At 39.4% G+C, this 22,162-nt stretch carries 16 protein-coding genes, 1 tRNA gene and 2 pseudogenes; 12 read left to right on the top strand and 7 right to left on the bottom strand.

All coding sequences use genetic code 11. The annotated features are described in order from the left end of the window. Nucleotides 1-382: 382 nt before the first annotated feature. Nucleotides 383-2,644 carry a hypothetical protein gene (locus C427_RS24170; protein ID WP_015431054.1) on the bottom strand — a complete coding sequence of 754 codons (2,262 nt, stop codon included), beginning with the start codon at nucleotides 2,642-2,644 and terminating at the stop codon, nucleotides 383-385. 846 nt (nucleotides 2,645-3,490) lie between these two features. Here C427_RS24170 and C427_RS15705 point away from each other — a divergent pair. The 10 genes and pseudogenes from C427_RS15705 to C427_RS15670 all read left to right on the top strand — a co-directional run bounded on the left by C427_RS15705 (nucleotide 3,491) and on the right by C427_RS15670 (nucleotide 15,457). Beyond that, nucleotides 3,491-3,826, top strand: coding sequence for a hypothetical protein (locus tag C427_RS15705; protein WP_034899272.1), 336 nt, complete (start codon nucleotides 3,491-3,493; stop codon nucleotides 3,824-3,826). Then, nucleotides 3,819-4,124, top strand: coding sequence for a hypothetical protein (locus C427_RS15700; RefSeq protein WP_226991135.1), 306 nt, complete (start codon nucleotides 3,819-3,821; stop codon nucleotides 4,122-4,124). Before C427_RS15705 ends, C427_RS15700 begins: the two co-directional genes overlap by 8 nt. A 130-nt stretch (nucleotides 4,125-4,254) precedes the next feature. After that, nucleotides 4,255-6,693 carry an EcoAI/FtnUII family type I restriction enzme subunit R gene (gene hsdR, locus C427_RS15695; RefSeq protein ID WP_015431053.1) on the top strand — a complete coding sequence of 813 codons (2,439 nt, stop codon included), beginning with the start codon at nucleotides 4,255-4,257 and terminating at the stop codon, nucleotides 6,691-6,693. 40 nt (nucleotides 6,694-6,733) lie between these two features. After that, nucleotides 6,734-8,200 (top strand): type I restriction-modification system subunit M, encoded by a 1,467-nt coding sequence (locus tag C427_RS15690; protein ID WP_007637804.1) that lies wholly within the window; start codon nucleotides 6,734-6,736, stop codon nucleotides 8,198-8,200. Beyond that, nucleotides 8,200-8,715 carry a restriction endonuclease subunit S domain-containing protein gene (locus C427_RS29030; protein ID WP_015431052.1) on the top strand — a complete coding sequence of 172 codons (516 nt, stop codon included), beginning with the start codon at nucleotides 8,200-8,202 and terminating at the stop codon, nucleotides 8,713-8,715. The genes C427_RS15690 and C427_RS29030 overlap by 1 nt, the downstream gene beginning before the upstream one ends. Then, nucleotides 8,600-8,986 (top strand): annotated as a pseudogene (locus C427_RS29025) (restriction endonuclease subunit S); the annotation flags it as partial. The gene C427_RS29030 and the pseudogene C427_RS29025, both read left to right, overlap by 116 nt. A 132-nt stretch (nucleotides 8,987-9,118) precedes the next feature. Further along, nucleotides 9,119-9,967, top strand: a pseudogene (locus C427_RS29020) (restriction endonuclease subunit S); the annotation flags it as partial. Between the two features lie 62 nt (nucleotides 9,968-10,029). Then, nucleotides 10,030-13,716 (top strand): SIR2 family protein, encoded by a 3,687-nt coding sequence (locus C427_RS15680; RefSeq protein ID WP_007637806.1) that lies wholly within the window; start codon nucleotides 10,030-10,032, stop codon nucleotides 13,714-13,716. A 152-nt stretch (nucleotides 13,717-13,868) separates the two neighbouring features. Beyond that, nucleotides 13,869-14,600, top strand: a complete 732-nt coding sequence (locus C427_RS15675) for a HipA family kinase (protein WP_007637807.1) — start codon at nucleotides 13,869-13,871, stop codon at nucleotides 14,598-14,600. Further along, a complete protein-coding gene (locus tag C427_RS15670) occupies nucleotides 14,597-15,457 on the top strand; it encodes a DUF3037 domain-containing protein (protein ID WP_007637808.1) in 861 nt (286 codons plus the stop codon). The genes C427_RS15675 and C427_RS15670 overlap by 4 nt, the downstream gene beginning before the upstream one ends. 156 nt (nucleotides 15,458-15,613) lie before the next feature. Here the strand turns inward: C427_RS15670 and C427_RS15665 are convergent, their stop codons facing one another. The 3 genes from C427_RS15665 to C427_RS15655 form a co-directional block, all read right to left on the bottom strand. Beyond that, nucleotides 15,614-16,957 (bottom strand): tyrosine-type recombinase/integrase, encoded by a 1,344-nt coding sequence (locus C427_RS15665; protein WP_007637810.1) that lies wholly within the window; start codon nucleotides 16,955-16,957, stop codon nucleotides 15,614-15,616. A 219-nt stretch (nucleotides 16,958-17,176) separates the two neighbouring features. Next, nucleotides 17,177-17,251 (bottom strand) — tRNA-Arg (locus tag C427_RS15660). 74 nt (nucleotides 17,252-17,325) lie between these two features. After that, nucleotides 17,326-18,417 carry a flagellar assembly protein FlgT gene (locus C427_RS15655; protein ID WP_007637812.1) on the bottom strand — a complete coding sequence of 364 codons (1,092 nt, stop codon included), beginning with the start codon at nucleotides 18,415-18,417 and terminating at the stop codon, nucleotides 17,326-17,328. 309 nt (nucleotides 18,418-18,726) lie between these two features. On the opposite strand from C427_RS15655, the gene C427_RS15650 reads away from it, so the two are divergent. Next, nucleotides 18,727-19,215 carry an LPP20 family lipoprotein gene (locus C427_RS15650; RefSeq protein WP_007637814.1) on the top strand — a complete coding sequence of 163 codons (489 nt, stop codon included), beginning with the start codon at nucleotides 18,727-18,729 and terminating at the stop codon, nucleotides 19,213-19,215. A gap of 104 nt (nucleotides 19,216-19,319) precedes the next feature. Here C427_RS15650 and flgN read toward each other — a convergent pair whose 3' ends face one another. The 3 genes from flgN to flgA form a co-directional block, all read right to left on the bottom strand. Then, on the bottom strand, nucleotides 19,320-19,748 hold the full coding sequence (gene flgN, locus C427_RS15645; protein ID WP_007637815.1) for a flagellar export chaperone FlgN: 429 nt from the start codon (nucleotides 19,746-19,748) through the stop codon (nucleotides 19,320-19,322). A 41-nt stretch (nucleotides 19,749-19,789) separates the two neighbouring features. After that, the gene (flgM, locus tag C427_RS15640; RefSeq protein ID WP_007637816.1) at nucleotides 19,790-20,125 is read right to left on the bottom strand and encodes a flagellar biosynthesis anti-sigma factor FlgM; all 336 of its coding nucleotides are present in this window, start codon (nucleotides 20,123-20,125) and stop codon (nucleotides 19,790-19,792) included. A 150-nt stretch (nucleotides 20,126-20,275) separates the two neighbouring features. After that, the gene (flgA, locus tag C427_RS15635; RefSeq protein WP_226991137.1) at nucleotides 20,276-20,986 is read right to left on the bottom strand and encodes a flagellar basal body P-ring formation chaperone FlgA; all 711 of its coding nucleotides are present in this window, start codon (nucleotides 20,984-20,986) and stop codon (nucleotides 20,276-20,278) included. A 241-nt stretch (nucleotides 20,987-21,227) separates the two neighbouring features. Between flgA and C427_RS15630 the strand changes: the two genes are divergently transcribed. Beyond that, a complete protein-coding gene (locus C427_RS15630; RefSeq protein WP_007637819.1) occupies nucleotides 21,228-22,151 on the top strand; it encodes a chemotaxis protein CheV in 924 nt (307 codons plus the stop codon). Nucleotides 22,152-22,162: the final 11 nt, after the last annotated feature.

Here is a 22,162-nt window from a genome sequence, read left to right as displayed (position 1 = left end):
CATAAGTAGAAGAATCAGATCCCATTAATTCCAAACATAAATTTAAGTTAGTTATGTTCACTTAATTGCTAATAATTGGGTAGTATCCCAGCTAATGAGGATGAGACTAATTCATCTTAGGTTTGCTCATAGCGATCTTCAACTTCTATTCCATCGACAAGATATAATGCGGATTCTAGCCCAAAGCTAGGAGCTTTATTTCTACTATATGTTTTACTCTTAAAGTCCAGAGGAGAAAAATTTCCCAGTCCTTTTATAAGTCTAGGAATCATCCTATCACAAGCTACTTGAAGGCCGAACCCATGAGTTCTCTGGGTACCAGCCACAAAATTTACCGTATTCCAACCTATAGATGACAATTGAGCGCAACTAAAACGCACTACTAGTTCTTCAATTCTTTCGTAATCGTCAATAGCGAGCGCCACATACTCCAGTGGATACTCACTTTTTCAAGAGTGTGGTAGAAGGAATTTAGTAGCCATCCCATCTTAATTTTCACGTTAGCTTTAGCAACGACTGAAGGAGCAATACAGCGACACCGTAGTTCATCTCGAAGTAATTCCACGAACGATTCAAATTGAAAGTAACCTTTTACGTTTGGGATAAGAGGAAGCTCTGTAATAGCGTACTTAGATACATTTTCGGGGTCGATATTTATCCAACTATTGTTTTTAGGTTTTAAAATGTTTTCTCTTAATAACTGGCGTATTATCTTATGAGAAGTGTCGTAATCCGGTACAAGCATGGCAGAAAGTGGTTTTTTTCTATGATTAATATGATCATCTCGAACAGACAGTGCTGACAGGCAGGTTGCGGTTAAAAAAATCAAATGCAAATCTGAGAGGTCAGAAACTGCCAAATCTGTTTTTGGCAAAGCGATTAAAGCAGAAAGCTTTCTAGCTTTTTCAGCTTTTTCATTAATAAGCTTCTGACATTTTTGTCTTAATTCACTTTCCTCCATGTTGTCTACAATCGCTTGAGCTTCCTGCAAATCTCCTTGGTCCAGTTTAATTAAAATGAGATTGTTTGCAGATGCAGAGGAATAGTCTTCTTGTCTTTCAAAAACTTGTTTATATGCAGTTTCTTTAAATTTATTATCGGTTGAAAAGTATGCAACGAAAAACAACAAATCTGTCGGTAAGTATTCGTCTTTATCAGTCAAAAAGCGATACACAGAGTTAGTTAACCTGCGGGCTATTTTGTCATCACCAAAACGCTCATGATTCACAACGTCTTGTATAATGTCACTATAAAAAGTCGCCAAGCGAAGTGGATCAATTAAATTGGGGTCAGGTGCATCTGTCCATTCTTCATCGAGTTGGTCATATCTAAATGCATCGATCCATCGAGATATCACGTTATAGGTAGCTTTGACAGTTGCTTTATTGTTTAACGGATAAAAAACTTGTTTAAGCATTTCCGCCATTTCCATTGGCCAAAACACGTCGTTAATAAGGTGCAAACCCTCCTCATCCCATTCAGGTTGTTCATTTACATTAAACCAACTTAACTCTTGTTCCTCATCACCTGCTGAACACATTAAATTTAGCAGCATTTTCCTCAATTCATGTGGTTTGTATAATTGTGGGTAATACAGCATCTCAATGGAGCATAACGTGTAATCGTGTTTAGCTAGCCACACTCTTTCTTGTTTAGTGAAGTATTTATAAAAATCTTTTATCAAAGGAAATTGACGTGGCTTTATTCCAGGTAGATGCTTAGCTTCGATTAACTTTCGTATTGCTGTTGCAAAGACTGATTTGAATCGGTCCAGCTGGTTATAAAAGACAGCCAATACTGATACAGTAAAAAAGTTCTGATCAAACTCATGGGGATTGTTCCCGTAAGTGTGTATATTCTGTAAATTATGATTAATAAACTCAAGGACCTCTTTGGTCTGAATCCTTGTAGGCGTGCTTTCTGTATGCATTTGTGCCAAATATTCCCGGCAAGGCCCAATGAAATATGAGTAGTATTCTTCTTCCTGAAACCCATCGTCGAGTGGATTGATAAGAGAAAGTATACTCCGGTATAGTTTTGGGTTTTGTGTTTCGATTTCTTTTTGATAAACATGCAGAACTTGGTCATCTTCCTCGAGTCGTTGCAAAGATATCAATAATAAAATTAGTAACTTATTGCCGCCTGTATTGTTGACTAAGGATTCTTCTGTCTTTGATAAAGACAGCGGTTTAAAATCAAGGAATTTCATCTTAAACACATGTTCAATATAGAGGTTAGTTATTGCAAGGGGGATCTGTTTGGATGACGATAGATAGAATTCAATAATTCTATCAGCCCCTGCGTTTAAAATATGATTCTGTAAAAACTTAAAGGGATGGTTCCGAGTTACTTCTGAACCATCGTCAAGTAGATCGCTTTCGCAAAGCATACTGTCGATTGATGGCATGATGTGGTCAGGATTGACAAATGTTATTGTGCGAAGGACTAGACGGGTACTAATTATAAATAACTCATAATCACCTTCTTGTGAATCTAAGGATTTTATCAGAGCCCCATCTGAAGTTATTTCTTTGTTAAAGCTATTCAGTAATTGTTTTAAAGCCACCTGGTCGCGAAGTTTGATTACACTGCTGAGCTCCTTAAAATCAATTGTCTTGCTAATTGGTACGGTATTAATAAACATATGTCTTCCTAAAGTTACAATTTGATAAGTACTAATCAGCTAACGATTCCAAACAACAGGCAAAAATACTCTACGTAAATGAACAATCAGCATTGCTGGTGATTTCCCATCTATTGGTTATTTATAAAGCAATATATCGAACTGTTGGTCTAGCTATATGCTTTAAAGGGGGGCTAGAAACAGCGAATACTTTTGCCATTGCATTCTTTTTCCTGAAGATTAATGGAAGGTATTTAATCTAACCTTTTTGATTAAGTATTTGCAAGCTTATTTGATCATAACTATCTGATATTAAAAGATATAAATCCCTAAAATAGGGCGTTTAGTGGAACGTATTTATTTTATGAAAGGATAATTTTCACTTGAAAATAAGAATCCGCAACTTATCTAAAGTGTAGTTTTATTGCTTCTTGTATATTCTTTTTATTTAGCCTAAAACTGAGTACAAAGTGAGTATTTCAAAAAAGTCTGTGTTACTGGAAATGTAGACAGCATGTGGGCTCTATAAGAATCCCACACAATCTACATCAAAGAGATTGATGTTTTGATTGACGAATCGTCTAGGTAGCGCGAAAAAGAGGTCGGTTTCTCTAGGCTTACGCGCTATTAAATGGCACGTTTTACGCACGCTATAATCGGGGGAATGCTATGTAAAACAATGACGTAGCATTGCGCGTGCAATATAACGCGTGTATTTAACGCGTGTCCATTACAGGGGGGGGGAAGGTGCTGTAGCATGGTGACATATTTTATTGAGTGCTTAGTGACTCGTCGAGGTCTAGTATTCAGATATGACAACAGTATTTTTGGAGTTCAATTGGTGAATAGGATGAACAGGGAAAACTTATGTTTACAGTACTGATGATTTATTTGGTTGTTGCAGTTGTTCGCTTTTTTGTGATTTTGATTGGCCATATCCGTTCCCCTGATCTAGACAGGGAATATTCACTGAAAGATATACTTTCTGAATGCGCCACTGTCGCTGTATTTTGGCCTGTAGTTGACGGTGTTCTTCTCCTTTTTCGAGTGGGTGATTGGTTTTTCCTCCCACGAAGCAATAATAAGGGGGGAACATGTGGTTTTTGTAATGCTTACTATTACAGGCAAATGCCAGGTTATAAAGGAACGGAAAAAGTCTGGGTAAAACCCCAAAAAGCGGGAGATGAGAATCTAAATGAATAAGCCCGTCAAATGCTCTCGCTGTGGAAGTAAATCACCGCTTAATCTGGTTTCACTCAGGTATAATACTGAAGATGAGGCTGGTCGTTTATTGGTATATTGTGCAAAATGTCGTAATGATTTTTCTAGTCAAATAGATATAAATATCCCTTTAGATAATGTTAATGAAGAGGTGTTTATTGACCTCTATCGAACTAACAAAACGTCCGCGGATCCAATAACAGCGGCAGAGATTGTTTTTGGTACTGCAAATCGAGAGCTTGTTCAAGCTGCTCAAATGTATTTAGCTAAACAAAAATAGATGACTAAACATCTAATTTTCAAGAATATTTTTCCCAAACTTGGGTTTTACCTAGTGAAAAATAATTCACAATCATGCTAGTCTAAGTTTGCAGAAAATAATCAGAATGCAAAGGGCAGGGAAAAGCGGTATGCCACCTATAAATAAAAAAGCACTTAGCGAAACTGACATAATTACCAAGTTCATCATGCCTGCCATCAAGGATGCAGGCTGGGATGATATGTATCAAATTCGTCAGGAGGTAAAACTTCGAGATGGTAAAGTAGTTGTGCGAGGTATGGCTGCGGCACGGATGAAGGTTAAGTCTGCTGATATCGTGCTTTATCATAAAGTATCCATGCCTCTTGCGGTGGTCGAAGCCAAAGCTAACAAATATGAGGTCGGCAAGGGCATTCAGCAAGGTCTGGACTATGCCAAGCTGTTAGACGTACCTTTTATTTTTGCATCCAACGGTGACGGTTTTATTTTTCACGATAAAACTAACCCAAGCCAACTTGAAACCGAAATCTCCCTAACTGAATTCCCCAGCCCTCAAGAGCTTTGGGCTAAGTTTTGCGCCTATAAAGGATATACCGCACAGCAACTGCCCATTATTACTCAAGATTATTATGACGATGGTAGCGGTAAAGCGCCGCGTTATTATCAAATACAAGCTATTAATAAAACACTAGAAGCCGTATCCAAAGGCCAAAACAGGGTGTTGCTAGTAATGGCAACCGGAACCGGTAAAACCTATACCGCCTTTCAAATTATCTGGCGTTTGTGGAAGGCTAAAGCCAAAAAACGCATTCTATTTCTAGCCGACCGAAACGTATTAATTGATCAGACCCGTATCAATGATTTTCAGCCCTTTGGCCAAGCTATGACCAAAATCAAAGGCCGTCATGTCGACCCTGCCTACGAAATTCACCTTGCGCTCTATCAAGCATTAACTGGCCCCGAAGAATCACAAAAAGCGTACAAGCAAGTTGACCCTGACTTCTTCGATTTAATCATCATTGACGAGTGCCATCGTGGCAGTGCCGCCGATGACAGTGCGTGGCGTGAAATCCTCGAATACTTCAGCGCTGCTACCCAAATTGGTTTAACGGCCACGCCCAAAGAAACAGAAGAAGTCTCTAACACTGATTACTTTGGTGACCCCGCTTACATGTATTCGTTAAAAGAAGGCATCGAAGACGGATTTCTAGCGCCATACAAAGTGGTGCGGGTAGACATTGACCTAGACTTACAAGGCTGGCGACCCACAAAGGGGCAGGTAGATAAAAAAGGCAATCTGATTGACGACCGCATCTACAATCAAAAAGATTTTGATCGCACTATGGTCATCGATGAGCGAACACAGTTAGTCGCCGAAACCATCACCAACTATCTAAAACGCACCGGAGAGATGGACAAAACCATAGTCTTTTGTAACGACATCGATCATGCAGATCGTATGCGCCGAGCACTGATTAACTGTAACCCAGAGCAATACGCCAAAAACGAAAAATACGTGATGAAGATTACCGGTGATGATGAATTAGGCAAAGCGCAACTCGACAACTTCATTAACCCTAAACGCGCCTATCCGGTTATCGCCACCACCTCTGAGTTAATGTCTACAGGCGTCGATGCCAAAACCTGCAAGTTAGTCGTGCTCGATCAAACTATTCAATCCATGACCAAATTTAAACAAATCATTGGCCGTGGCACCCGTATCGACGACAAATACAACAAACTCTGGTTCACCATATTAGATTTCAAAAAAGCCACCGAACTGTTTGCCGATGAAGCATTCGACGGTGTGCCCGAAAAAGTCATTGTGAGCAAACCCGAAGAGATAAACGATCCTGAGTCTGACTTTGATGAAAAAATGCAAGGGCAAGAAGACGAGGAGCAAACAGATTCAACGAGCGATGCAACGGATTTCCCCGAAGCTGGTTTCGATGATGGCAATGCACTACCCGATGGTGAAATGGGGGGCGACTGGCAAGACGAAGAAAAAATCCACAAGTATCATGTTAAAGGCGTCAAAGTGCTCAAGGTTGCCGAGCGTGTGCAGTATTACGATACCGACGGCAAGTTAGTCACCGAATCCTTTAAAGACTACACCCGCAAAACCCTCAACAAACAATTCGCCACCCTCGATGCCTTTGTGCGCAAGTGGAACGAAGCCGAACGTAAACAAAGCATTATTGATGAAATGGCCGACGAAGGCATTATCTGGGATGCACTTGAGCAAGAAGTCGGAAAAGACCTCGACCCTTTTGATATGATCTGCCACGTAGTATTTGACCAGCCAGCACTTACTCGCAAAGAACGGGCAAATAACGTTAAAAAACGCAATTACTTCACCCAATATTCAGAGCAGGCACAAAGTGTATTAAACAGTTTGTTAGAAAAATACGCTGATGCCGGTGTGAGTGAATTAGAAAACCTACAAACCATTAAGGTTTACCCCTTTACTGAGATAGGTTCGTTTAAAGAAATTCTAAAGAACGGCTTCGGTGGCCGCCAACAATACGACCAAGCCATTACCGAGCTTGAAGCCGCTATATATAACTCCTTTCCGGAAAAATCCGCTTAAGCACTAAAACCTAAGCACTAAAATAAGAGACTTTTATAAGATGTCAGTCAGTTCCGTAATTAAATCCATTCAAGACATTATGCGCAAAGACGCCGGTGTAGACGGCGATGCACAGCGTTTAGGTCAAATGTCATGGCTACTTTTCTTAAAAATATTTGATGCCCAAGAAGAAGACCTAGAGCTTGAGTTAGATAACTACCGTGCACCTATCCCTGAACAGTTCTTATGGCGTAACTGGGCAAGTGATGCCGAAGGCATAACCGGTGATGAATTACTGGATTTTGTGAACGACGAACTTTTTGAAAAACTCAAAAATCTCACTGCACCTATAGATAAAAACCCCCGTGGTTTTGTGGTGCGTGAAGCCTTTAGCGATGCCTTTAACTACATGAAAAACGGCACACTGCTGCGCCAGGTGATCAACAAACTAAACGAAGTCGACTTTGGGGATTCAAAAGAGCGCCACTTGTTCGGTGATATTTACGAACAAATTCTACGAGACTTACAAAGCGCCGGTAACGCCGGTGAATTCTACACTCCACGGGCTGTCACTCGCTTTATAATTGACCGTCTCGACCCAAAACTAGGTGAACAAGTGTTTGACCCTGCCTGTGGTACAGGTGGCTTTTTGGCCTGTTCTGTTGACCACATTAAAGACAATTACGTTAAAACCGGCAGCGACCATCAAACCTTGCAAACTCAAATTCACGGCGTAGAAAAAAAGCAGCTACCCCATTTGTTATGTACCACCAATATGATGCTGCACGGTATCGAAGTACCCGTGCAGGTTAAACACGGCAATACCCTTAATAAGCCCCTCTCATCGTGGGACAGCACCTTTGATGTTATCGCTACCAACCCGCCATTTGGTGGCACCGAAGAAGACGGTATAGAGAAAAACTTCCCATCAGACATGCAAACCCGCGAAACTGCCGATTTGTTTTTGCAGTTGATTATTGAAGTCCTCAAAGACGGTGGACGAGCCGCCGTGGTGTTGCCCGACGGCACCTTGTTTGGTGAAGGCGTAAAAACCAAAATCAAAAAAATGCTGACGGAAGAATGTAACCTACACACCATTATACGTTTACCCAATGGTGTGTTTGCCCCCTATACAGGCATTAAAACCAATATCCTGTTTTTCACCAAAGGCACACCCACTAAAAACATTTGGTTTTACGAACACCCTTACCCAGAAGGCGTAAAAAACTACAACAAAACTAAACCTATGCGTTTTGAAGAATTCAAAACTGAAAACGAATGGTGGGGCAACGAGCAAGATGGTTTTGCAAGCAGAACAGAATCCGAACAAGCCTGGCAAGTCAGCATTGACGACATCATTGCCCGTAACTTTAACCTCGACATTAAAAACCCTCATGTGGGCGAGCAAATCAATCACGATCCACAAGAGTTACTCGGTCAATATGCAAGCCAGCAGCAGGATATTCAACAACTGCGCGACCAACTTAAAGGCATACTTGCCGACGCTCTAAGTACAGGTGCCAAGTAATGTCGGTTGAAAATCTAATAACTGAGCATCTGGATATCTGGACTTCCGCCATCAAAACCAAATCCGCAGCAGGGCGGGGGAGTTCAAAAAAGCTGGAATTAGTCGGTGTTAAAAAACTCCGTGAGTTGATACTAGAGTTGGCGGTGCGCGGTAAGTTAGTCCCGCAAGATCCTAATGATGAACCAGCTAGTGAGTTGCTTAAAAAAATAGAAGTTGAAAAAACGCGGTTAATAAAAGAAGGCAAGATTAAAAAGCAAAAGCCATTGCCGCCAATTACAGATGAAGAAAAAACGTTTGAGCTACCAAAAGGTTGGGAATGGCAACGATGGAATAATTTAGCGTTAAAAATTGGGGATATTGATCACAAAATGCCTAGTGAGGAATTAACTGGATATCCTTATGTTTCGCCAAGGGATTTTTATCCAAATAATGTTATTAAATTTGAAAATGCCAAGAAAATTTCTAGAGAAGATTTTGAAAAACTTGCTGCAAAAAATTCAACCTCAACGTGGTGATATTATTTTCCCTCGCTATGGAACAATAGGTGCTAACGTTTTAGTTGATACGGATATTGATTTTCTAGCGTCATACTCTTGTTGTGTAATCAAAACATTGCATGGAAGAATTAATTCGGATTTTCAATTTATTTTTTCTATTTCACCTTTTGTCAAAGAGCAGTGTAGAAAAGCTGAAAATAGAACGACTCAGCCAAATGTTGGTATTAAGAGTATTCAAGAGTTTGTTTTTCCGTTACCCCCTTTCGAAGAACAAAACCGCATAGTCGCCAAAGTCGACGAATTAATGGTCCTATGTGACCAACTTGAAGCGCAAACCGAATCCAGTATCGACGCCCATAAAACACTGGTAGAAGTGCTGCTGGCAACCCTCACCGATGCCAAAGACGCCGACGAACTCAACGAAAACTGGCAAACGATTAGCCAACACTTCGACGTGTTATTCACCACCCAAGCCAGCATAGACCAACTAAAACAAACCATCCTGCAACTCGCAGTCATGGGCAAACTCGTCAAACAAGACCCCAAAGACGAACCCGCATCCAAACTACTAGAACGCATTGCCACCGAAAAACAACAACTGATCAAAGACGGCAAAATTAAAAAACAAAAACCACTGCCGCCAATATCAGATGAAGAGAAACCGTTTGCATTGCCAAGTGGCTGGGAGTGGGCGTATTTAAATAGTTTGCTACCACAGTTTCAAAATGGTGCATCAAGTCGAGGTGATAAGGGTGGGAAAGACGTCATAGTATTGAGATTAGCCGATATTAAAAATTGGAAAATATCGTTAAACGACACTAGGACTCTTGAGATAGCGGCAGAAACAATTAAACGATACTCGCTGAAGAAGGGAGATGTATTGATTATCCGTGTTAATGGCAGCGCTGATATCGTAGGTCGATTCATTACTTGCGAAAGCGACCTTGATACAATCTACTGCGATCATTTTATTCGCATGAATTTCCCCATAGAGTGCCTATTTACGCCATACCTATTTCTACTTGGCTCATCGGATTTAATCCGTTCCAAAATTGCTAATTTATTCGTAAGCACAGCCGGACAAAAGACAGTAAACCAAACGCATATTGGTACATTGCCTATCTCATTGCCGCCATTCGCAGAGCAAGAACGAATAGTCGAAAAAGTCGATGAGTTAATGGCCTTATGTGACTCACTTAAAGAACGTTTAAACCAAGCCCAAACCACCCAACTCCACCTCACTGATGCGATTGTGGAACAAGCATTATGAATTACATAGCTGAAATTATTGTTGTAAATAAAGCTTTTTAGTAAATTGAAAATGGAATTGAAATGAAATTTATTGCTAGAAAAGGTGCACCCGATATTCCACTTGAATTAATTGAAGCTCAAGAAAATGATGAGTTGGTTTTTTTTTGTGGCGCGGGAGTTTCTTATCCTTCTGGCTTGGCAGGGTTCAATGACCTCGTAGAAGCGGTATATCAGAATCTACATCAAGAAAAAGATGAAATAGAAGAACAGGCAATAAAAGCAGGGTTTTATGATCGGGCTCTGGGTTTATTAGAGGCTCGTACTCAAATAGGAAATACAACTGGTATTAACTTAGTACGTAAAGAAATTATCAATGAACTAACGTTAAAGCCTGACGCCAATGTAGCCACTCATAAGGCTCTTTTGCAATTATCAAAAACTAGATCCGGTAACTATCGGTTAGTAACAACAAATGTTGATCATGGTTTTTTGACAGCAGAAGGTAATGCAATTAAACGGTCTGACTCAGCTCCAAAGCTTCCAGTGCCAAAATCACACAAGTGGGCATCTGTAGTCCATCTTCATGGTCTGATTGATGTTGAACAAGACCCGAATGGTGAACATTTAGTTTTTACTAGTGGTGATTTTGGTTCGGCTTACTTAACTGAGAGGTGGGCGAGTAAGTTTGTTACGGAATTATTTGTTAACTTCACTGTTGTTTTTGTGGGGTACAGCCTTAATGATCCTGTAATAAGGTATATGACAGATGCGATTGCAGCGGACCGCAGACAGGATAATAAATTATTCAAAGACCCCTATGTGATTGCGGATACGACAAATAAGAAAAGGCTAAACGCGATTAAGGAATGGCAAGCGAAAGGAGTTGAACCTGTACTTTATGTAAAGGGTGGTGCCAATCATCCTAATCTTCATAACTCTTTACAAGCTTGGGCTGCTCATGCGAGAGATGGCTTAAGTAGCAAACAGCGTATTATTAAATCTAAAGCTAGGTTAGCACCAAGAGCGCCTTATGATCAGGATGAATCGATCCAGCAAGTGCTTGATACCTTAAAGGAAAGGGTAGATAACAATCATGAAAGTGTTAGTGGTTATCCGGCGAAAGTTTTTTCTGAGTTAAGAGACCCACCTGCTCCAATTGAGTGGCTGCCTTTGTTACAGGAAAATGGATTACTTTCGATTAGTCAAATTAGAAAAACAATTAATCTGATTTGTACTAACCCAGTCAGAAATAATTTAGTCATGCCAAATAAAATATCAGAAAATATTTGGAAATGGTTACTTCATCATTTAGACAAAGAAATCTTAATTAGATGGGTTATTGATCAAGGTCTTGGCTTACACCCTTTGTTCAAAGAATTGGTAAATTGGAAACTAAGTAGCCAACCTCCCATTGAGCCATTCTTGTCATTTTGGAAGATAGTCACGTCAGACCATATCTATCTAGGACGCACAAATCAGTCAAATAATTATGAAGTGATCAGTAAAATGGCTAATGGCCCTGATGCCTTAACACTTTTGACGTTTAAAAAGCTATTAAGGCCGTGCTATCAGATTACTAAAGCATACTATTGGGGCGGGGAGGATATTCGTGATGGAAATACACAGAGAAAAGCATTTTCTACAGATGTAGTCCTTAATATTGACCAACATGAATTTAAACGGCTAACAAAATCTGATAATTATCCCAAAGACTATACGGATGCGCTTGTACCTGCTAGCGAGGCGCTTTTAGATGCGATGGAACTGTTTGCTATTGTTGGGCTAGCTAATGCAAAACAGGATCGCTCTCATTGGGATATTATTTCAATTCAACCTCATCCACAAAATAGTAATTATAAATCATTTCCGATTTTGGTCGAATTATGTCGAGACTTATGGAGAGCGTTATTTCAATCGAATGAATCTAAAGCTAGATTGATTCTAGAAATTTGGAATGGCTATCGGTTTCCAATATTTCGACGTCTTATCTTAAATGCTTATACCTATAACGATGTAATACCCGCAGACGAAACTATCGATTATTTGTTGGAAGATGATGGATGGTGGCTTTGGTCTAGTGGTATGACAAGAGAGGTTTACAGGTTACTAAATAAAGCATGGCCGCAGGCCAGTCAGAATAAAGCTGAAATTCTGCTTAACTTTATTGTAAATGGCCCCCCTAGACTACAGTATGTCACAGACATAAGTGATGAAGAATTTCACACAAGGTTAAACCGAGAACGTTGGGTGATGTTGGCAAAATTACAAACTTTTGATCGTGAATTATTTGGCGAAGCTCAGGTTTTGTATAAAAAGCTTTCACTGCAGTACCCTATGTGGAGTCTAAGTGAAGGTGATCGTGATGAGTTTACTCATTGGCATTCTACTAGTGTCGGGAATGATACTGACATTACATCCGAATCACTCTTTTCACTACCATTACCTAAGCGCGTAGCGCTGCTTACTGAAAAAAACACTAAATTTAATGAAGGTCGAAACGATGTGTTTCGTTATGCTGGAAAGGCTCAGCCAAACGATGTTATTGAAACACTAGCCTATATGTTTGCTCATGATGATTGGCATCACAAATCATGGAGTGCTGGATTAACCGGCATAGCAGAGCATGAAGAAAATACCTGGTCTACAGTAGCTCCAATGGTTGCAAAATTACCGGATGAATTCTTCAGAGAAGAAGCATGGGCAGTCGCATGGTGGGCAAGAAAAGCCGGAACAAAAGTGGCTCCCCAAAGTATAGATGAAGCTCACCTTTGGAATATCGCATCACGGTTATTTGAATTGAGCGGGAATTCTGAACTAGAAACTGGAGAAGATTTCGATGCGATAGATAGGGCTATCAATGATCCTGTTGGAATAATGACTGAAGCCATTTTAGATCGACTAAATCTATATAAACTTGAATCACAGGATGAATTGCCAAGGCCCCAACCTTTTGAATTACTAGATCAGTTATTAGATAGTGATTTACTGACGTTAGGGCGAGTGATTTTGTTTTCACGACTAATGTATTTTTATTCAGTTGAGCCGGAATGGACTCAAACCAAAATGATTACGTTATTAAATTTTGATACATCTGATGATGCAAAATATTTTTGGCAAGGTTATTTATGGAATCCTCGGTTGTCTGCCGACTTGGCAATAGATTTGAAGGAGCCCATGCTTCAAGCGTTAGAAGCCAAAAGCCTTACGGGGAGGAATTTAGAGCAATTAGTAAGTTTGTTTACATTAGCCTGCCTTCAATACAAAGACTTATATACAAATAAAGAAATTCAACAGGCATTTCGTTCAATGGGTAACGAAGGTCTTGCTTATGCTGTAGGTTTTATGGAGAGTTCTGTTTCTTATGAGTCAGAAGGGCGTGATAATTATTGGTTGAATAGGATAAACCCTTTAATTCGTAAAGCGTGGCCTAAGGGAGGGAGCTATTTAACACAAGAAATTGCACAACATTTTACTCTGCTTCTACTTCAGTTAGACGATACTTTCCCTGAGGCACTAAAAACTGTTACACCAATGCTACGCTCAATTGATGATATGTACCTAGTGTTAGACCAGTTTAATAATTCCGATGTAATTGAAAAGTATCCAGAAGAAGCTTTTCAGTTGCTGTTTAAAATATTTAGTAATCAAAACAAATGGAATAATGACCTCTTGGGAAATCTAATGAATAAGTTTGGAACTGTGAGCCCAGCACTAAAAGAGACAACTGAATTCATGGTAATTAATGACTTTTTAGTGATGAGTCAATGATATATAAGGTGTTCATTATTGATGAATGACTAAGACACTCATATTAATTTGATGGGATTGCAAACATCAGGCAAATGAATAGGACAGCAATGAAACGAGCAATCATTTTGTAAATTGCTAACGTTTAAATTGTACTAAGGAATATATAAGGCATGATAAACATCATCGAAATAAAGCAAAAAATGACACAGGGCAAAACTGAGCCTTGGCTTTGTTTGGGTGATGATAATAATGAATATGTAGTTAAGCGTTTGAATGCTACGTTTAAAGGTTGTTTGTATGAATGGATTGCGGCCAATTTAGGGCAGCGATATGGTTTGGCCATCCCAGATTGTGCACTGGTTTACGTCGATGAATCTTTGGTTGAGTATGACATCGATTTATTGGTTGGGCTTGGTTCTGGCGTTGCTTTTGCTTCTCGTTTGCAACCTGATTTACAGGAAGTTAACGTCAATTTATTGCGAAGAGCAGATAAACAAATTTTAACTGACTTGTTTATGTTTGATAACTGGATTCAAAATGGCGATAGAACTCTGACTGAAGCTGGAGGGAATCCAAATCTATACTTCAATTTAGCCTCAAATAATCTTGTGGTTTTCGACCATAATTTAGCATTTGAGCAAGACTTTAATATTGAAGAACATAAAAAACTACACGTATCGAGTTTTTTGTTTCGTGGCCAAACTGACATGTTTGAACCTATGTTCGAAAAACAAATGTATGTAGATAAATTTACCAATGCACTCGATGGCTTGGATGCAATTATTGCCACTATTCCTGATGAATGGTTACAAGAGATACCAGATGCACTTGGCGAAATAGATCGGATAAGAGTAGTATTAGGCGCATACAATCACGACGACTTCTGGAGGGCACTACAATGAACAACACTTTTAACGCTGTTTACCAATACGCAGTAGTGCGCTTTATGCCCTTTATTGAAACCAGAGAGTTTGCCAACGTAGGTGTAGTGCTGATTGCGCCTAAGACCGGAAAGTTTTTATTTAAACTTGCACCTAAACGTTTTGGCCGTGTTACTAAGTTTTTCGACGATTTAGATGGGCAACTGTATAAAAATGCCATCGAAACTTTTACTGCAGAATTAGATAGAATCCAACATTATTGCATTAACAATGGAATACGCGGTAAAGAGTTAGTTGAATACTTTACTGAAGTTACTCGCCATAGAGAGTCTGTTCTGCATTTTGGCAATATTGGCCGCATGATGGGGGAAACCGATTTAGTAGAGCTTGATAAACTTTATCAGCGTTTTGTGGTGCGTGATTTTGTTAATGATGAATACCGCGAACAGCAAATGGTTAAAGTATTGAGACAAACTTTTGTTAAAGAATTACAACTAAAGTTTACTCAGCAGAATTTAATGGCAGGAGTGTTAGATATACCTATGCCATTAGTTCACAAAGGAGCTCAAGGATATAGAGTTATCAAACCATTGGCCTTTGAACAAAAAACACCGTTGAAAGCATATGAACACGCTGTTCACTGGTTAAGACGTGTAGAGAAATTGATTGAAAAGCGTGTTGTACTTAAAGAAAGAGCCTTGTTTACGGTTGAACGCCCAGCTAACGATAAGACTGATATGATCCAAGTCTACGATGACGTGGTGGGTGAAATTAAGCAGCTTGGGGTTAAGGTTGACCAATTTGCAGACATGGATAACATTCTTCAGTTCGCAAAAGCTGGAATTGAAAATAAAACTAATTCTGAACAGCATCATTAAGTGAAGCATCCTCAAATCAACAAGCCCACTTAATATGTGGTTTTTTTTGCGAAAACGGTCATGATAATTTGTGTGTTCAAGTGAAGTACGAGTCCATTCTACCAATCTATCTGTGACTACAAGTAAATAGTTCGCTGGCAAAGCTTAAACATTCAGTCAATTTCCAGCCGATAACAAACCCAATAAATAGCTCCGTTCATCTTCATTCAGCGACTCAGCAAGCTGCTTAAGCTTGGGAAAGGGCGAATCATGCTTATTCTTAACTGAAGCTAGCTCCAATGCTGATGCGGCAGTTGATACTCCATCTCTAACTTTATCTGAATTTAAGTGAGCATAGATTTTTTGGGTGGTGGTGATGCTTTTATGGCCGAGTGTTTTAGATACGGTGTAGAGGTCTACATCGTTATTGATCTGCCAACTGGCCAAACTACGCCTTAAATCGTGCACTGTTAAGTTTTGGTCTTTGTTTGTTGAGTAGAGCCCGGCATTTCTGGTTATTCTTCGCCAGAAGGAGTTCTCGCCGGTTTTTTCTGCAATATGACCTAACTTACTGTTTTGGGTTTTTGCAGGGAACACAAAGCCATTGGGGTGTTTGTGTTCAGCTCGTCGTTTTAAAATATTAGTGCATTGAATAGGTAAGGGTAGGGTGTGTGATTCTTTGCCTTTCATCTTTGAGGTGGGAATAGTCCAAACGTTTAGGTTATTGTTCAACTCTTCCCAGCGCATGGATAATACGCAGTTTTTACGTTGTCCGGTGTAAAGCAGCATTTTTACTAAGTCTTGATAAATTTCTTCTTCTTTGTCGATGGCAGCGAAAAAACGCTCCATTTCATCTTCCTGTAAATATCGTTTACGTTCGTTGTCGGTGTATTTCTTCTCACCTATAAATGGATTTTTGGTTATTAAGTGTTTTTTAATCGCAAGATTAAACATGCTTTTGAGCATGGTTAGGCATTTATTAAATATAGGTTTAGTTTTTTCATCTTTGAGTGTTTCTATGATTGTAGAGGCATACTTTTCATTGATTTGTTCAAGCGTGACAACTGCAAGCCTTCTGCTTTTGTCATCTAATACCTGTGAAAGGTGATTGCTGTATAAACCGCCATTGTGTTCCTGGCTCGAAGCGCGGCGTTCGTCGCGTTTAACTTTTGCTGAGAAGTCTTTGTCGTAAATATCAAAAAGGGCAGCAAAGGTTATCCCTCTGCGCTTTGCTTCGCGTTTTGACTCTGTGGGGTCAATGCCTTTATATATATCTGATACAAGCTCACTGTGACGCTTAACTGCCATATCGACTGTGACAGATGGAAAGGGGCCTATGGTGACTGTATTGAGATTGCCGCTGGTACTGTTTCGTTTAAATGTGCGAAATACTTTTCTACCCGAGGGCTGTACTTCCAGGATCAACCCAGCATTTTCTGTATCGTAATAGCGGTCTCGCTTTGCCGATGGTTCAATTTTTTCTATACGTCTAAGGGTAAACTTAAATCTATTATCGGCCATCTGTGCAACACCAAAACGGTTATGTTTTATTAAGATACTGATATTAAAGCATACTTTCAAATGTTCTGTGCAACACATGTGCAACAACAGGGAGTAATTTTAGGGTATTTTGAGTAATCTTGGTTAAAGTGAGGTGTTCAGATTAAAAGGCTGCAGGCCTTATTTTCATTGGTCTAGAATGGTTTTAGGTTAACGAGGGTATATGCTGATATGACTGAATGGTATCCCCACCTGGAATCGAACCAAGATCTAAGCCTTAGGAGGGCCTTGTTTTATCCATTAAACTACGGGGACTACGAGTTCAGTGCTTAGCGATAAGCGCGTGCATTATGTACTAGCCGAGACGGGATTTAAACCCTCTAATGTTTTTATCTTCGTGCTACAAAATCGTTTGGTTGAATATTAGCCAAAGGGGCACCAGTAACTGAAGCGACGACGGCTGTTTCTGCAAATACTTGTCTCACTATCACCTCCTCGGGATGTAATTGAAATTGTCGGTGTGGGAAATTTTGAGCATCGAAAAATTGATTAACTTGAAATAATGTCAATTTGTCTCCTTGTTTTACGCCGTTGTGTTTGCCAATATTAATACTTAGGCTCTCACCCGTAACGTTTATTACCCGACCAAATGCAGGCAAGCAACTTACTGATTCATCTATTAATCTTACGACTGATTGTATGGCCTTCTCGGTTGCAGATCCAAACGTTGAATTCCATAATTTTCGACTATTGCTGTCTATAGGTTGGAACGGGTCAAAGTCCCATATCGCTGACATATTTTGTGTGTTTTGAAAGACCATTTCACCTGAGTTGCCATCATACATTGAGAAGGCCAGTGTAAGATTTCGTTTGCTTAGATCGCTTTTCCAAAACGCTAAGCCTGATGCTTTTGAGGTTTCTACAGCAAATTCTAGTATTTCTCCGTAAAGAACATATTGAGCATTCGATTTTTTCGCAAGCTCAAATGCTGTTGCTTTCTTTTCTTTATCGGATGGACTTAAATAATAAGGCTCTACACGATTTATAAATGAATATTTAGCATGGTTTTGTGCTTCTTGTTGTAGCTTTTCAGCTATGACTTTACCAAAATCATAGAGGTTGCCGACGGCAGCTTGTTGCCGTTTATTGATGTTATACCATGTCGTTACAATATTTTTTTTATAATCTGAAGCCGTGCACAGGGCTTCTTGTGGAAATATATCTGCTCTTATGGAAACTGTAACGTAGTCGTCGTGGTAAATTTCATCAATCAGTTCAATGTTATTCACTTCACCTGAAGCGCGAATTTCAAAGCGGTCGTCTTCAAGTAAACCATTAGCAAGTGACTGAATACTCTTAACTGACGCACCAGAGAATAGTAGCGCTTGTTTAATGGCTTCTTGAGTCGCTTGTTGGCGTGCCGCTTCTTTTTCACCATTGTGAATAATGGCTTGGCCTGAGGCTTCGAACCAAATGGCCATTGCAGGGCTGCTGCTAACAAGTAACATTAGAACGGAGGTTATTTGTATTATTCTACTTACTTGCATAACTTACCTTTGTTGTAACTTGGGTAAAGTGAACCCTGTGATAATGCATCGTCAAATTTCAGACAGATTTTCTATTACATTTAACTTCTCTTTAGCTAAGCACAAATCATACCTATATGAGTGTGATTATGAGTATGATATTTTTTAGGTATGGTTATTGCAGACTAATATTATAAAAAATATTATAAAAAAATATTATAATTATAGTGTTTATATAGTTAATCGCGGGATATAAGGAAGATGATGTACATATTAAGTATTAATAATCTAAGCAGCCGATATGTAGCTTTTGCAGCAATTTTAAGTTTATGTTTGACAGGCTGTTCTAGTGTGTTCAATAAACATGTTGAGTGGGAAACCGTTGCCCCTGAAACCTATCCCGTTATTTTTGCTGTTGGCTATGCACCTATCTCAGTTCAAAATGGGGCTAGTGAGTCCAGTCGAATGTTGATGGCACTCAAGGCCTCAAAGCTAGATGCATATCGTGAATTAACTGAGCAAGTGTTTGGACAAAAAGTGGATAGCGGTCAGTCTTTAGCAAGTTTGGTTATACAAAACACTAGTTTAGATAGCTCGGTACAAGGTGTGATCAGAGGTGCAAAAGTTGTCAAGAGTTATCCAGTAGGAGATGACATGTATGCGACTGAGTTAGAATTGGACTTTAAATTGGTCAACGATATCTACTTATCTACAGCACGACCCAAGCGCGTTAAAAAAGTCCATTATTATTAGAATTAGCTTAAAGCAACTATCTGAAGATTAAAACGTTTATTATCGATAGAACTGGAGCCATTTTTTATCGCCGGTACTTTTTATTGTTCTGAACGAGGGTTAATTTAAGCGCTGATCCCGCTACCAGAAGTACCACCTTGAGTACGTCCACTTTTATCGTAGGTCATAGATTCTTTGGCTCTGGACTCTAATAAAAGATTACGTAGGTGTTCTAGGCGCAATTGACCTTGTTCTACTGCTGTTTGATTAATTTGAGTGCGATACTTGCATTGAGCAACCATATCTTTTGCATGATTAAATAACTCAACAACTTCTTGGTTATCTTTTTGTTCTTGACTAGATTTGGTATACAGGCCTGCAATAAGAGTGTCTTGCTTTTGTATAGAATCAAGCAAGGCTTCTTTAGTTTTAAGCATGTTAATCAGTGATTCAGCATCTCTGCTACTGATAAGGTGTAGTTCTGTTTCAAGAATCTGTTGTAATTCGAGTAAGAATTCATGTTGACTTTTAATTGCTTTTTTTAATTCAAACATAAGATTAGCCTAAGATAAGGACAGCATTCATTATGCTGCCTTTATGCTTTAGTACCAAATAATTCTGATTCTAATGTCGAAATCTTCTGAGCAAGTGATTCAGGATTAACTTGATAGTCACCGCTTTGAATCTCTTTTTTCAGTCTATCAACCTTTTCTTGATTGACAGGTGCTTCCGTACTTTTCCTCTGAACTTGGCTAAGTTGTTGTGCATATGTCGTCAATGAGACAGAGTCCTGGCGAACACCAGCTGTTGCTGCTTGTTGCACACTTGACTGTTGCGCATTACCGTTATTCAAAGCCTGCTGTTGCTGACTGAGTCTCTGGTTGTCAACTGGCGCTTTTGGGCTACCGTTGTTTATGTTGTTAATGGACATAATGAATACTCACTCCCTTTTGTTTAACCTCGTTTTTGTTATCGGCAACGATTACGTATACTTTAGCAAAAAAAAACATTTCCAGCACTATTTCAGCACTATTTCAGCAGTAGTTGAATGGAGTCTAATGCTTGTCGTTTCTCGATGTACTTAAATCCCAATTTCTACTTGTCCTGTACTGGATACTCGGGCGTATATTTTTTTATTAGAACGTCTATTTTTCACTTGAATTGTTTCACCCATTCTACCGTCTTCTAGTGCGACACCACTGGTTTTTACTCGCATACTGGGATTGCCAGCAGAGATAGTAACGCTGTCGCCTTTGCACACATAACATAAGTTATTTGGGTTAACGGGTCTGCCCGCTGAAACGCGACGTTTTATCCTTGCGCCGACTACATCCTCTATATCGGAAAATGTACTTCTTCTTAAACGTTTTTTATCCATATTAATTATATGAATATTATCTTCGGTTAATAATGTTCCTGGACTAACTGCGCTAGAGATAACCACAACCGGTTGCGTTTCCGTGGCTTTTACTACCATAAACATATACCAGTCGTTGTTATTACATTGGGCTTTTACCGAAACATTCGACTGGCTTAGTGCTTCCGGACTCGAGGAGAAAGTTAAAGTGGAAGTACACTCTGGTATCTCAACCCGTTGGTCAATAGGCATAGCTTCTACATCGATGGTTTTGATACTTTCGGGGTCTAATTGACCTAATACGAATTTTTCTGCCTCCCTGATCAATTGCTGTTTTGTTAAATTATTTTCATCTGCCGCCGTTATACCAGTATACATACAAGTAGTTATTGCGATCAGGCTTGCTAATCCTCGATAATAATGTGATTTATTCATGTTCACTTGTTGTTAATTTGTCTATGCTAAGGGCGTATGAACGAAAGCATAAAGCGTCAATATTTAGACGCTTTATTAGAAACTTTACAGTTGCTATTGCTCAGCTCAGTTAATGCGTTTCGTGTAAGTGTCAATTTGTTGCGGTTCTGCGCAATATAGTTGTGGTTTAATTGTCCTTAATCGTACCTTAGTAGGATATAAGCAAAAGTTACGCCGCTTTTAATTCGTATTGGAGTCATATATGTCTGAAATTCTTAACTCGGTCAACCAACGTACCCAACTGGTTGGTGAAAATAGATTAGAGTTGTTGTTGTTTAAGCTCAATACAAGACAGCGGTTTGGTATTAATGTATTTAAAGTGCGTGAAGTATTGCAGTGTCCACCTTTAACCTCTATGCCTAGACTGAATAAGTTAGTTAGAGGCATTGCTCACATCCGAGGGCAAACTATTTCCGTGATAGACATGAGTCTGGCTGTAGGCGGCAAGAGGATTGAAGACCTAAGCACTGCTTTTATTATCATTGCCGAATACAACAGTTCAGTACAAGGTTTTTTAGTGGGCTCAGTAGAGCGTATTATTAACACTAACTGGCAGTCTATTATGCCGCCGCCTAAAGGTAGTGGTCGAGAAAGTTATCTGACAGCAGTCACCCAAATTGAAAACGAGTTGATAGAAATTTTGGATGTTGAAAAAATTCTGAATGATATTTCACCTGTCAACACTGATTTGAGTGATGAAGTTGCAGGCAATCTAAAAGTAGATAATAAACATGAAAAAATAATATTTATTGCTGATGATTCCTCCGTGGCTCGTAATCAGGTTAAGAAAGCTTTGTCTTCACTCGGTCTAGAAATCGAATTAGCAAAAAATGGTCTTGAAGCTTTGAAGAGATTAAAAGAAATTGCTGCCGAAACAGGTGATATAACCGACAAAGTAGGTGTACTAATATCAGATATTGAAATGCCTGAGATGGACGGGTACACACTTACAGCAGAAATAAGAAATACTCCAGAGCTGAAAAATCTTCACGTTATTCTGCACACGTCTTTAAGTGGCGTGTTTAACCAGGCAATGGTTGAGAAAGTGGGTGCTGACGATTTTATTGCTAAGTTTCACCCAGATGAGTTGGCTACCTCGGTCCAAAAATGGTTTGGAAACGAGTAGTACAAGCCTTG

The organism is Paraglaciecola psychrophila 170, assembly GCF_000347635.1.
Lineage (GTDB): Bacteria > Pseudomonadota > Gammaproteobacteria > Enterobacterales > Alteromonadaceae > Paraglaciecola > Paraglaciecola psychrophila.
This window is presented reverse-complemented; position numbering and strand designations above follow the sequence as displayed.

Bases quoted from the DNA above. Each gene is read 5' to 3' on its own strand.
- C427_RS15705 (WP_034899272.1), top strand. From the start codon at position 3,491: ATGTTTACAGTACTGATGATTTATTTGGTTGTTGCAGTTGTTCGCTTT.
- C427_RS15665 (WP_007637810.1), bottom strand. From the start codon at position 16,957: ATGGCCGATAATAGATTTAAGTTTACCCTTAGACGTATAGAAAAAATT.
- C427_RS15675 (WP_007637807.1), top strand. From the start codon at position 13,869: ATGATAAACATCATCGAAATAAAGCAAAAAATGACACAGGGCAAAACT.
- C427_RS15680 (WP_007637806.1), top strand. From the start codon at position 10,030: ATGAAATTTATTGCTAGAAAAGGTGCACCCGATATTCCACTTGAATTA.
- C427_RS15690 (WP_007637804.1), top strand. From the start codon at position 6,734: ATGTCAGTCAGTTCCGTAATTAAATCCATTCAAGACATTATGCGCAAA.
- flgN (WP_007637815.1), bottom strand. From the start codon at position 19,748: ATGTTTGAATTAAAAAAAGCAATTAAAAGTCAACATGAATTCTTACTC.
- C427_RS29030 (WP_015431052.1), top strand. From the start codon at position 8,200: ATGTCGGTTGAAAATCTAATAACTGAGCATCTGGATATCTGGACTTCC.
- flgM (WP_007637816.1), bottom strand. From the start codon at position 20,125: ATGTCCATTAACAACATAAACAACGGTAGCCCAAAAGCGCCAGTTGAC.
- C427_RS15700 (WP_226991135.1), top strand. From the start codon at position 3,819: ATGAATAAGCCCGTCAAATGCTCTCGCTGTGGAAGTAAATCACCGCTT.
- C427_RS15630 (WP_007637819.1), top strand. From the start codon at position 21,228: ATGTCTGAAATTCTTAACTCGGTCAACCAACGTACCCAACTGGTTGGT.
- C427_RS15670 (WP_007637808.1), top strand. From the start codon at position 14,597: ATGAACAACACTTTTAACGCTGTTTACCAATACGCAGTAGTGCGCTTT.
- C427_RS15655 (WP_007637812.1), bottom strand. From the start codon at position 18,417: ATGGCCATTTGGTTCGAAGCCTCAGGCCAAGCCATTATTCACAATGGT.
- flgA (WP_226991137.1), bottom strand. From the start codon at position 20,986: ATGAATAAATCACATTATTATCGAGGATTAGCAAGCCTGATCGCAATA.
- C427_RS15650 (WP_007637814.1), top strand. From the start codon at position 18,727: ATGTACATATTAAGTATTAATAATCTAAGCAGCCGATATGTAGCTTTT.
- hsdR (WP_015431053.1), top strand. From the start codon at position 4,255: ATGCCACCTATAAATAAAAAAGCACTTAGCGAAACTGACATAATTACC.
- C427_RS24170 (WP_015431054.1), bottom strand. From the start codon at position 2,644: ATGTTTATTAATACCGTACCAATTAGCAAGACAATTGATTTTAAGGAG.